The organism is Nonomuraea sp. MG754425 (assembly GCF_021699195.1).
Lineage (GTDB): Bacteria > Actinomycetota > Actinomycetes > Streptosporangiales > Streptosporangiaceae > Nonomuraea.
In genome coordinates this window covers 1-11,957 of the sequence record NZ_SSXE01000255.1, presented here as the reverse complement: position 1 = coordinate 11,957, position 11,957 = coordinate 1, and the positions used below count along the sequence as shown (strand labels likewise).

Here is an 11,957-nt window from a genome sequence, read left to right as displayed (position 1 = left end):
GCCGAGCCGCCGCCCCGCCGGCGCAACCCGATGGGCACCGTCCTGCTCACCGTCGTGCTGGTGACGGCGATCGCCTCCACGACGGCCGTGGCGTTCCGGGCGCGCCGCTGATCGTGCCGCGGGCCGGTCAGGGGCCTCCCGGCCCGCGCAGCGGGAGCAGCACCCGGAAGGCCGTGCCGTGGCCGGGGCGGCTGTACGCCTCGATGCGGCCGTCGTGCGCCTCCACCAGCGCCGCCGCGATGGCCAGCCCCAGGCCGGTGCCGCCGCTCGCCCGGGAACGGGCGGCGTCGGCCCGGTAGAAGCGGTCGAAGATGTGCGGCAACTGCTCCGGCTCGATCCCCGGCCCGTCGTCGGTGACCTCGACGACCGCGACCTCACCGGCCACCGCGCCGCCCGCCACCGCCATCGGGAGCACCTGCGCGGGGCCCGCCATCAGGTGCCGCGCGCCGGCTCGCGCCGCCGCCGTCGCGTCCGCGCGTTCCACCCGCACCCGCACCGTCGTCTCCGCGGGGGTGTGCGCGACGGCGTTGCCGACCAGGTTCGCGATCACCCGGTGCAGGCGGTGCTCGTCGCCGACCGCCCGCACCGGCCGTTCGCCCATCGCCAGCTCGACGACCCGGCCCGGATCGCGGGCCCGCGCCCCGTGCACCACGTCGCCGGCGATGACGTGCAGGTCCACCTCCGTCAGGTCCAGCGCCCGTTCCTGGTCCATCCTGGCGAGCAGCAGCAGGTCCTCGACCAGCACGCCCATCCGCTCGGCCTCGCCCTCGATGCGGCTCAGGATGCGCGCCACGGCCGGGTCGGGCTCGCTGCGCCCGTGCCGGTACAGCTCCGCGAACCCCCTGATGGACGTCAGCGGCGTGCGCAGCTCGTGCGAGGCGTCGGCGAGGAAGCGGCGCAGCCGGCGTTCGGAGCGCTCCCGCTGGCGCAGGGCCTCGCCGAGGCGGCCGAGCATGACGTTCAGCGCGCTGCCGAGCCGCCCGGTCTCGGTGCGCGGGTCGCTGTCGGACACCCGCCGGTCCAGCTCGCCCGCCGCGATCGCGGTGGCCGTGCGCTCCATCCGGGTCAGCGGGCGCAGGCCGAGCCGGACCACCACCAGGGCCACCGCCCCCAGCAGGCCCAGCACCAGCGCGCCCGCCGCCGCCTCGATGATCAGGAGCTGCCGTACGGTGCTCCGGTTCTCCTCCAGCGACGCCGACACCGCGGCCCGGTTGCCGTCCGGCAGGGCGACCACGAACGTGCGCCACTCCGCCCCGCCCGCCAGGTCCGGGACGGTGAACGGCGCGGGCGGCGGGGCCGAGATCGCGCTCGCGGGCACGTCCGGGCCGTCGCCGGAGGCGGGCACGCTGCGCACGACGTCCCCCGGCGGGCTGAAGACGGCCAGGTGGAAGCGGGTGGGCAGCTCCACGTCGGGGCGCGGCGGCGGCATCGGCAAGCCGGGCGGCGGACCCTTGCCGAGGTTCGCGGCGAAGTCGGTGAGCTGCGTGTCCACCCGCGACAGCAGCGAACGGTCGAGCAGCAGCACCCCCGACGCGGCGAACACCGCCAGCGCCGCGGCCGACAGGCCCAGCAGCGCCGCCAGCAGCCGGTGCCGCAACGGCCACGGGCGGCCCAGCGTCCGGCGCCGCCACGACGGCCCCCGCTCCGGCGGGCGTCGCGTCCCGACGGCCGGGGCGTCCTCGGTGACGGGGGTCATCGGCGCCGGTCCAGGCGGCTCTGGTCGCGCAGCGAGTACCCCACGCCGCGCAACGTGTGGATCAGCGGCGGCCCCTCGACGTCGATCTTCCGCCGCAGATAGCTGATGTACGACTCCACGATCCGGCTGTCGGCCCCGAACCCGGAGTCCCACACCCGGTCCAGGATCTGCGCCTTGCTCACCACCCGCTCCGCGTTGATCATCAGGTAGCGCAGCAGCCCGAACTCGGTCGGCGACAGGTGGACGCGCCGCCCGGCCCGCCGCACGACGTGCGTCTCCTCCTCCAGCTCCAGATCGGCGTAGCGCAGCAGCCCGTCGTCGGACAGCTCCTCGCGCGCCCCCGTACGGCGCAGGATGGCGCGGATCCGCAGCACCACCTCCTCCAGGCTGAACGGCTTGGTCACGTAGTCGTCGCCGCCCGCCGACAACCCGGCGATGCGGTCGGCCACGGTGTCCCGCGCGGTCAGGAACAGCACCGGCGGTCCGCCGCCGTCCGGACGCAGCCGCTGCGCCACCGCGAACCCGTCGAGGTCCGGCAGCATCACGTCCAGCAGGATGATGTCGGGCCGCTCCTGTCCCACGGACCGCAGCGCCTGTGTGCCGGAGGCGGCCGTGCGCACCTGGAAGCCGTTCAGCTCGAGGGCGTCGAGCAGCAGCTCGCGGATGTTGGGCTCGTCGTCGACAACGAGCACCACGGGGAGTCTGGGCGCGGAGTCCATGACGCCTGTTCTACCCGCTCCACCTGGGAATCCGGTAAAAACGGGGCGCACGGGCCGTCCGGCCCGTGCCACACTGGCCGGACGCGACCGAGGAGGTGCGGTGCCGGGCGAAGAGGTGCTCACGGGCGGCGGCGTCAACCACGTGGTCCGGGTGGGCGGCACCGTACGCAGGCCGGCGGGCCCGTGGACCCCCTCCGTGCACGCGCTGCTGCGCCACCTGGAGGCCGCCGGGTTCACCGGCGCGCCCCGCTGCCACGGCCTCGACGACGAGGGCCGCGAGATCCTCGGCTTCGTGCCCGGCCGCACCGCCGACTACCCGCTGCCCGGCTGGGTGCGCGCCGACGACGTGCTCGCCGGCGTGGCCCGCCTGCTGCGCGGCTACCACGACGCCGGCGCCGGCCTCCTGGCCCGCCTGCCCGCCGATGCCGTCTGGTACTGGCCGCCGGCCGAGCCGGCCGAGGTGATCTGTCACGGCGACGTGGCCCCGTACAACTGCGTGTTCGAGGAGGACCGGCCGGTCGCGTTCATCGACTTCGACACCGCCCACCCGGGGCCGCGCGTGCGGGACGTCGCGTACGCGGCCTACCGGTTCGTGCCGCTGCACGACCCGGCCGACGGCGACGGGATCCCGGTGGCGGAGCAGGCCAGGCGGCTGCGGCTGTTCGCCGACGCGTACGGTCTCGGCGAGGCCGACCGGCGGGCGCTGGTCGGGGCGGCCGTGGACCGGCTGGAGCATCTGGTCCGCTTCATGCGCGAGCGCGCCGCCGCGGGGGACGCGGCCTTCGCCGGCCACGTCGCCCGCGGCGACGACCGCTTCTACGAGTGGAACTCGGCCCACCTGGCGCGGCACGCGGCGGCCCTCACCTCTGGGCTCACTTCCCGAAGCCCACGGTCAGACCGCTGAGGAGCTGGCGGCGGCCCACCACGTACAGGATGAGGATGGGCAGCGTGGTGAGCACGACCGAGGCCAGCACGGCGGGCACGTTGATGCTGTACTGGCCCTGGAAGGACCACAGCGCCAGCGGCAGCGTGCGCTTGTCGGGGCTCTGGGTGAGGATCAGCGGCAGCAGGAACCCGTTCCAGATCTGCAGCGCGTTGTAGACCGTCACGGTCACCACGGCCGGGCGGGTCAGCGGGAACGCCAGCCGCCAGAGCATGCCGCGCTCGGTCGCGCCGTCGATGCGCATCGAGTCGAACAGTTCCTTCGGCACGTCCCGGATGAAGTTCGACAGGACCAGCACCGACAGCGGGATCGCGAACGCGATCGACGGCAGGATCAGCGCCAGCAGCGTGTCGTACAGGCCGAGCTGGATGATGATCAGATAGATCGGGATCACCGTGGCCTGCAGCGGGATGGCCAGGCCCATCAGGAACAGCGAGTTCGTCCAGCGCAGCAGCCGGCTCCGGCGGCCCCGCACGATCGCGTACGCCGCCATGAAGCTGACCAGCACGGCCGGGATCACCGCGCCGATCGTGGCGATGACGCTGTTGAGGAAGTACTGCGGGAAGTCGGACTCGATGACCAGCCGGTAGTTGGCGATCGTCGGCTCGCCCGGCGGCGCGAACGGGTTCTCCGCGTAGTAGTTGGACTGCGTCTTGAAGCTCGTGATGACGATCCAGTAGATCGGCACGATCACGATCGCCAGCCACACGACGCTGGTCAGCCCGGCCACCCAGTTGGGCCGCTCCCTGGTGCGCCGGCTGCGGCGGCGGCGGTGCCCGCCCTCCGACGGGGGCGCGGTCGCCCGCTGCGGCGCGCTGGTGGGGACGGTCGTCATGCGTCAGACCCCCTCGAGCTGGCTGTGCCCGGCGTCGCGCCCGCCGATCCGGCGCAGCAGCAGCGCCAGGAACAGGCCGACGAGGACGAGGATGACCGCGATCACGCTGGCCGGGCCCATCAGGTTGGCCTGGAAGCCGCGCTTGTACATGTCCAGGGCCAGCACCCGGGTGGCGTCGCCGGGACCGCCCGCGGTCAGCACGAAGATCAGGTCGAAGAAGGTCAGCGAGCCGACCACCATGAGCGTCGACGACGTGACGATCGTGTACCTGAGCTGCGGCAGCGTGATGCTGAAGAACCTGCGCACGCGGCCCGCGCCGTCCAGCTCGGCCGCCTCGTACATCGAGCGCGGGATCTGGCGGACGCCGCCCTGGTAGATCAGCGAGTGGAACGGGATGAACTGCCAGGACACCACGAAGATCACGACGCCGAAGGCGAGGACGGGCTCGCCCAGCCAGTCCTGGACGAGGAACGGGATGTTCAGCCCCGCCCCGAGCCCGAAGTTCGGGTCGAGCAGCGCCTTGAAGGTGATCGCGATCGCCGCCTGGCTGAGCAGCAGCGGGATGAAGAACAGCACCGACAGGACCGCCCGGTAACGGTGCTTCCCGGCCAGGAACGTGCCCAGCAGGATGCTCGCCGGCGTCTGGAACGCCCACGACAGGGCCATGACCAGGAACGTCACCCACAGGGCGTGCGGCAGGCCGGGGTCACGCAGGATGGCCCCCCAGTTGCCGAAGCCCGCCAGGCGGATCTCGCCGAGCCCGTCCCACTGCGTGAAGCTGAGGGCGAGCACCCCGACCAGCGGGATCACCCCGAAGCCGGCGAAGAACACGAGCGCCGGCACGGCCATCCACCCGAGTGAGCCGCCACGGCCCGCACGACCGGCGGGCCTGGCGGTGGACGTGACGGCGCTCACTTGCCGATGACCGCGTTCATGTTCGTGGCGAACTGCTGCGGCGAGATCGACATCTGGAACAGCTTGGAGATGTTGTCCAGCAGCACCTCGGCGGCCGTCGGGCTGAGCGCCTGGTCCCAGGACTGGGCGAAGGACTGGGCGTTGACCGCGATGTTGTAGACGAAGTTCAGGAAGTCCTTGTCCTTGGAGGCGGCGAACTGCGCGTCGGAACCCTTGATGATCGGGACCGCGCCGGTCTCCACCCACTCCTTGACGCCGGTGTCGTCGATCAGCGAGGTGGACAGGAACTTCTTGGCGATCTCCTTCTGCTCGGGCGTGGCCTTGGAGGAGATCGAGATGTACTGGCCGGGGTTGCCGACGGTGTTGCCGGGGTCGCCCTTGCCGCCGTCCACCGGCGGGAAGTTCATGTAGCCGAGGTTGCCGCCGGAGACGAAGTCGCCGCCGTCGGTGGACATGCTGCCGTACGTCCAGCCGCCGTGCAGCATCATCGCGGCCTTGCCGGTGTACAGCAGCGCCTGGTCGGCGTTGGAGTCGGCGGTGATCGAGGAGAAGCCCTTGACGAACCCGTTGGCCTTGACCAGCTTCTGCACCTCGCCCAGGGCCTGGATCGCGATCGGGTTGTTCCAGGCGTCCTTCTCGCCGTCGAACACCGCCTGGAAGATCTCGGGCCCGCCCATGCGGTCGAAGAGGAACTCCAGCCACATCATGTTCGTCCAGCGCGACTGGCCGCCCAGCGAGAACGGCGCGATGCCCTTGGCGTTGAACTTGGGCACCAGGTCGAGGATGTCGCCCCACGTCTGGGGCGGCTGGGCGCCGATCTTGTCGAAGGCCCGCTTGTCGTAGTACAGGACGATCGGCTGCATCGTCTCGCACGGCATCGCGTAGATCTTGCCGTCGATGGTGGCCGCGCCGAAGGAGGAGGGGAACAGCTTGTCCTTCACGGCGGCGTTCTGGTCGAGCCACGGGGTCAGGTCGTCCACCTGGCCGGCCTGGACGTAGCTGCGCAGCGTGCCGCCGCCCCAGCCCCAGATCAGGGTGGGCGCCTGCCCGGCGCCGATGGCCGTCTTGATCTTCGTCTTGTAGGCGTCGTTCTGGAACGTCGTGCCGGTGATCGTGCCGGTGGGGTTGGCCTTGTTGAACCGCTCGATGGTCCGGGTGCGCACGCCCTCCTGCGGCTGCGTCGACAGGTACCAGTACGTGGCACTGCTGCCGCCGCCGCCGGTGGTCGCGTCGCCACCGCCGGTGCCGCCACCGGCGCCGGTCTGGGTGGGCCCCGTGCCGCCGCAGGCGGCGAGCGCTGCCCCTAGGGGGACGCCCATGGAGACGAGACTGAGAAAGTTGCGGCGAGAGGTTGTCCTGGACTCCACGTTGATCTCCGTACGTGTATGCCGCGGGCTGGGGATCGCGGCGCGTTGATCACTGGATGCGGTGGATCGGCATCACCGGGATGCCACTTTCCACTTCCTCCTCAAGTCAGCTCATCGAAACATTTTCGACATGACCGCGGGATTCGCCAATCTAGGTTTCGGCTATAAGGGTGTCAAGACCTTGTCGATCAGGGAACCCCTGGATTTCCAGGAGGTCACGTGTAAGGTACATTCGCGCCAACCTTCAGCAGGTCCACGGCATGACAGAGGGTGCGCGCGGAGGTCGTCCATCGGTGTCGAAACATTTCGAAAACTTACGACAGCACCGCACCTCTTTAAGGAGCGCAAAGATGACGGCTCTTGATCGGACCCCGACGCCGCGACCGGCACCACGCCCGTGGCAGGACCCGGCGCTCGCCGTGGCCGACCGAGTCGAAGCCCTCCTCGCGGAGCTGACCCTGGAGGAGAAGATCGGCCAGCTCGGCAGCCGCTGGCTCGGCAACGACATGAGCCAGGACGAGGCCGGACCCGAGCCCGCCCCGGGAGCCGAGCCGCTGAACGTGGCGCCCATGCAGGACGTCTTCGCCGCCTCGGGAAGCGTGCCGTTCGACGAGGCGATCCGCCACGGGCTCGGGCACCTGACCCGCGTGCACGGCAGCGCCCCCGTCACCCCCGAGCAGGGCGCGGCCGAGGTCGTGCGGTTGCAGCGCGCCGTCGTCGAGGCGTCCAGGCTCGGCATCCCCGCCATCGTGCACGAGGAGTGCCTGACCGGCTTCACCTCCTACGGCGCCACCGTCTACCCGGCGGCCATCGCCTGGGCGGCCACGTTCGACCCCGGGCTGGTGGAGCGGATGGCCGCCGCGATCGGGCGCGACATGCGGGCCGTGGGCGTGCACCAGGGGCTGTCGCCGGTGCTGGACGTGGTGCGCGACTACCGGTGGGGGCGGGTCGAGGAGACGATGGGGGAGGACCCGTACCTGGTGGCCACGCTCGGCGCGGCCTACGTACGCGGGCTGGAGAGCGCCGGGATCATCGCCACGCTCAAGCACTTCGCCGGCTACTCCGCCTCCCGCGCCGCCCGCAACCACGGCCCCGTGCCGATGGGCCGGCGCGAGCTGATGGACATGATCCTGCCGCCGTTCGAGACCGCGATCGCGCTCGGCGGCGCCCGCTCGGTGATGAACTCCTACGCCGACGTGGACGGCGTGCCCGCCGGCGCCGACCCGTGGCTGCTGACCGAGGTGCTGCGCGCGGACTGGGGGTTCACCGGCACCGTCGTCTCCGACTACTGGGCGGTGCCCTTCCTGGCCACCATGCACCGGGTCGCCGCCGATCCGGCCGAGGCGGGCGCGCTGGCGCTGGAAGCCGGCATCGACGTCGAGCTGCCCGACACCCTCGGCTTCGGCCAGTGCCTGGCCGAGCGGGTGCGCGCCGGCCGGCTCCCCGAGGCGCTGATCGACCGGGCGGCCCGCCGCCTGCTCACCCAGAAGGCGCAGCTCGGGCTGCTCGACGCCGGCTGGACGCCCGAGGGCTCGGTCGCCGGGGCCGCGTCCGCCGACCTCGACTCGCCCGCCAACCGGGCCCTGGCCAGGGAGCTGGCCGAGCGGTCGATCATCCTGCTCGACGCCGGCACCGCCCTCCCCCTGCGCACTGACGCCGACCGCGACGCCGACGGCGGTCCCGGCCCCGACGGCACGGTGAGCGGGGCGGGTGCCGGGCGTACGGCGCCGCGCCGGATGGCCGTGGTGGGGCCCGCCGCGCACGACGCCCGCACGTTCATGGGCTGCTACGCCTTCCCCAACCACGTGCTGCCCCGCCACCCGGACCTCGGCCTCGGCGTCGAGGCCCCCACCGTGCTCGACGCGCTCGCCGCCGAACTGCCGGACACCGAGCTGCGCTACGAGAAGGGCTGCGACGTGCGGGGCGAGGACCGCTCCGGGTTCGCCGCCGCCGTGGCCGCCGCCCGGGAGGCGGACGTGTGCGTGGCCGTCGTGGGCGACCTGGCGGGCCTGTTCGGACAGGGCACCTCGGGGGAGGGCTGCGACGCCGAGGACCTGCGGCTGCCCGGCGTACAGGCCGACCTGCTGGCCGAACTGGCCGCCACCGGCACGCCGCTGGTCGTGGTCGTCGTCTCGGGCCGCCCGTACGCGCTGGGCGCGGTGCACGCGTACGCCGCCGGCCTGGTCCAGGCGTTCATGCCGGGCGAGGAGGGCGGCGCGGCCATCGCCGGCGTGCTGTCCGGGCGCGTCCAGCCCGTGGGCAGACTGCCCGTGCAGATCCCGCGCGGCCCCGGCGGACAGCCCGGCACCTACCTGCAGCCACCGCTGGGCGCCGACAGCCACGGCATCAGCAACCTCGACCCGACACCCCTGTTCCCCTTCGGGTACGGCGCCTCCTACACCTCCTTCGAGCTGTCCGGCCTGCGCCTCAGCGACGAGGAGGTGCCCACGGACGGCGAGTTCACCGCGAGCGTCACCGTCCGCAACACCGGCCGCCGGGCCGGGGAGGAGGTCGTGCAGCTCTACCTGCGTGACGTCCTGGCCCAGGTCACCCGGCCCGTCCGGCAGCTCGCCGGGTACGCCAGGGTCCGGCTGGAACCGGGGGAGAGCGCCGAGGTGCGCTTTCGCGTGCACGCCGACCGCACCGCGTTCACCGGGCGCGACCTGCGCCGCGTCGTCGAGCCCGGCGACGTCGAGGTGCTGGCCGGGACGTCGGCCGCCGACCTGCCCTGCCGCGGCGTCCTGCGATTGACCGGCCCGTCACGGCACGTCGGCCATGATCGGCGGCTCGTCACTCCCGCCGACGTGCGAGGGCGAGGGGGTGCGGATGCCGTCCGGTCCTAGGCGGGCCACGCTGGCCACCGTCGCGGCCTCGGCCGGGGTCTCGGTCGCGACCGTCTCCAAGGTGCTCAACGGGCGCAGCGACGTCTCGCCCGCCACCCGCTCGCTCGTGCAGTCGCTGCTGCAGGAGCACGACTACGTCGCCCCGTCGCCGCGCCGCGAGCCGCCCGGCCTGGCCACCGTCGAGCTGCAGTTCGACACCGACCTCAACGCGTACTCCACCGAGATCATCCAGGGCGCGGTGGCGGCCGGGGCGGAGGCCGGGGTCGGGATCGTCGTCAGCATCAGGAGCGGCGCGGCCCGCACCACCGCCTGGGCGCGCGGGCTCGTCGCGGCCGGGCGGCGGGCGCTGATCGCCGTCACCGGCGAGCTGACCTCCGGGCAGCCGGCCGCGCTGGCCAGGGCCCGGCTGCCGCTGGTGCTCATCGACCCGCTCAACCTGCCGCGCACCCGGGTCACCAGCATCGGCTCCACCAACTTCGCCGGCGGCGTGGCCGCCACCCAGCACCTGCTCTCGCTCGGGCACCGGCGCATCGCCTACATCGGCGGCCCGGCCACCGCGGCCTGCAACCAGGCGCGGCTGCACGGCTACCGGGCCGCCATGGAGGCGGAGGGGGCGCCCGTGCTGCCGGGGTTCGTCCGTTCCGGGCACTTCCGCTTCCACGACGGGATGGTGAGCGGGGCGGCGGTGCTCGACCTGCCGCACGCTCCGACGGCGATCTTCGCCGGGTGCGACGAGGTGGCCGTCGGGGTCATGGAGGCGGCGCGGGCGCGGGGGCTGCGCATCCCCGAGGAGCTGAGCATCGTCGGGTTCGACGACACGCAGATCGCGCAGGTCACCTCGCCGCCGCTGACCACGGTCCGGCAGCCGCTGCGCGAGATGGGCGGGGTGGCGCTGCGCACGGCGCTGCGGCTGGCCGCCGGGGAGAGGGTCGACTCCCACCACGTGGAACTCGCGACGGAACTGGTCGTCCGCGGCTCGACCGCCCCGGTCCCCCGCCGCGCCTGACCTTCCGGGCCGGCTCGTTCACTCCGGTTCCCGGGCGCGGCCGGGCCGCCCCGGGTCTCACGCGCGGCTGAGCGGTTCGACCGGCGTGCGGCGGCTCGGACGTCCGGACCGGCGGAAACTACTATGCGAAGTAGTAAAAATACCGATTGCGAGCAGTGCGCCGGTTACGCGGGCGAAGGGACTCGACACGCGGGGTGACGCCGGGATAGCGTCCTGACATAAGGATCTTTATCCGGTCAGGAGGTCCCCTATGGAAGTTCCCGGCTACACGGAGATCCGGGAACTCGGCCACGGCGGGACCGGCCGGGTGATGCTCGCCGTCCGCGAGTCCGACGGCCTGGCGGTCGCGATCAAACACCTGGCCGACCCGATGCGGGAGGACGACGCCTTCGTCGCCAGGTTCCGCTCGGAGGCCCTGGTCATCAAGGAGATCGACAGCCCGCACACCGCCCGCCTGCTGGACTACGTCGAGACCGGCGACGCCGCCGTCATCGTGATGGAACTGGTGGAGGGCGTCACGCTGCGGCGGCTGCTGGAGCACGAGGGGGCGACCGGCGCGGAGGCCGCGCTCACGGTGCTGAAGGGGTCGCTGCTCGGGCTGGCCGAGGCGCACCGGCACGGCGTCGTGCACCGCGACTTCAAGCCCGAGAACGTCATGATCACCCAGGACGGCGACAGCAAGCTCGTCGACTTCGGAGTCGCCGCCCACGTCGGGGAGACCGCCGAGTTGTCCGGCACCCCCTCCTACATGGCGCCGGAGCAGTGGGACGACGCCCCGGCCGGCCCCAGCACCGACGTCTACGCCGCCGCCCTCGTCTTCTACGAGTGCCTGACCGGCCACCGCGCCTTCCAGGCCCAGAACCTGGCCGCCCTCGCCTACCAGCACCAGCACGTCGCGCCCCCGCTGGCGGACGTCGAGGAGCCGCTGCGCCCGCTGGTCGAGCACGGCCTGGCCAAGGACCCCGGCGGACGTCCGGAATCGGCCGAGGCGTTCCTGACCGAACTGGAGGAGGCCGCGCGCGCCGCGTACGGGGACGACTGGGAGCTGCGCGGACGCACCGGACTCGGGCTGCTGACCGTGCCGCTGGCCGCGCTGCTGCCCCGTCCGCAGGCGGTCGTCGACGCCGACACCGCCACGGGCCTGTTCCACAGTACGATCTCGCCCGCGGGCAAGCTGGCGGTGACCGGCGGGCTGGTGCTGGCGACCGCGGCGGCGGTGGTCTCCGCGTTCGTGATCCTGGGGGGCCGGCCTGAGCCGGAGGGCGGCACGGCGCTGCCCCCGGCCACGTCCGCGCCGCCCGCCGTCCCACCGTCCACGGGACCGCCCGCCACCGGACCGCCCGCCACGTGGCGGCCGGAGCCGACGGCACCGGCCGAGACGCCCCCCACGTCGGGCGGGCCGGTCGTGGTGAGCCCGCCGGACACGAACCCGTTACCACCGGCCACCCGCGAGCCCACTGGAGACCCGACGAGGGACCCGACGACGAATCCGACCAGGGAGCCGACGCGCGAGCCCACGAGCCCGCCGACCCGGGAGCCCACCGGACGGCCGACCAGGACCACCGGGCCGGCCCCGTCCACCCGCCCGCCGACCGAGGTTCCCACCCAGGCCCCCACGACCCAGGCCCCGACC

The 11,957-nt window shown here is 73.1% G+C and carries 9 protein-coding genes; 4 read left to right on the top strand and 5 right to left on the bottom strand.

The genetic code is table 11. From position 1 onward, the window contains the following. Positions 1-127 precede the first annotated feature (127 nt). Both FAF44_RS55435 and FAF44_RS48185 read right to left on the bottom strand, forming a co-directional pair. Complete coding sequence (locus FAF44_RS55435) at positions 128-1,696, bottom strand: HAMP domain-containing sensor histidine kinase (protein ID WP_272896047.1); 1,569 nt, start codon at positions 1,694-1,696, stop codon at positions 128-130. After that, positions 1,693-2,415 (bottom strand): response regulator transcription factor, encoded by a 723-nt coding sequence (locus FAF44_RS48185; protein WP_237110180.1) that lies wholly within the window; start codon positions 2,413-2,415, stop codon positions 1,693-1,695. The genes FAF44_RS55435 and FAF44_RS48185 overlap by 4 nt, the downstream gene beginning before the upstream one ends. 100 nt (positions 2,416-2,515) lie before the next feature. Here FAF44_RS48185 and FAF44_RS48180 point away from each other — a divergent pair, with 100 nt between their 5' ends. Then, positions 2,516-3,319, top strand: a complete 804-nt coding sequence (locus FAF44_RS48180; protein ID WP_237110179.1) for an aminoglycoside phosphotransferase family protein — start codon at positions 2,516-2,518, stop codon at positions 3,317-3,319. Here the strand turns inward: FAF44_RS48180 and FAF44_RS48175 are convergent. The 3 genes from FAF44_RS48175 to FAF44_RS48165 form a co-directional block, all read right to left on the bottom strand. Then, complete coding sequence (locus tag FAF44_RS48175) at positions 3,288-4,193, bottom strand: carbohydrate ABC transporter permease (RefSeq protein ID WP_237110178.1); 906 nt, start codon at positions 4,191-4,193, stop codon at positions 3,288-3,290. The two genes, FAF44_RS48180 and FAF44_RS48175, sit on opposite strands and share 32 nt — an antisense overlap. A 3-nt stretch (positions 4,194-4,196) precedes the next feature. Next, a complete protein-coding gene (locus FAF44_RS48170) occupies positions 4,197-5,042 on the bottom strand; it encodes a carbohydrate ABC transporter permease (protein ID WP_237110181.1) in 846 nt (281 codons plus the stop codon). A 62-nt stretch (positions 5,043-5,104) separates the two neighbouring features. Next, complete coding sequence (locus tag FAF44_RS48165; RefSeq protein WP_237110177.1) at positions 5,105-6,427, bottom strand: extracellular solute-binding protein; 1,323 nt, start codon at positions 6,425-6,427, stop codon at positions 5,105-5,107. Between the two features lie 398 nt (positions 6,428-6,825). Here FAF44_RS48165 and FAF44_RS48160 point away from each other — a divergent pair, with 398 nt between their 5' ends. The 3 genes from FAF44_RS48160 to FAF44_RS48150 form a co-directional block, all read left to right on the top strand. After that, positions 6,826-9,318 (top strand): glycoside hydrolase family 3 N-terminal domain-containing protein, encoded by a 2,493-nt coding sequence (locus FAF44_RS48160; protein ID WP_237110176.1) that lies wholly within the window; start codon positions 6,826-6,828, stop codon positions 9,316-9,318. Then, on the top strand, positions 9,302-10,324 hold the full coding sequence (locus tag FAF44_RS48155; protein WP_237110175.1) for a LacI family DNA-binding transcriptional regulator: 1,023 nt from the start codon (positions 9,302-9,304) through the stop codon (positions 10,322-10,324). The genes FAF44_RS48160 and FAF44_RS48155 overlap by 17 nt, the downstream gene beginning before the upstream one ends. Before the next feature lie 250 nt (positions 10,325-10,574). Further along, a partial coding sequence (locus FAF44_RS48150) for a serine/threonine-protein kinase (protein WP_237110174.1) occupies positions 10,575-11,957 on the top strand: 1,383 nt, incomplete at its 3' end.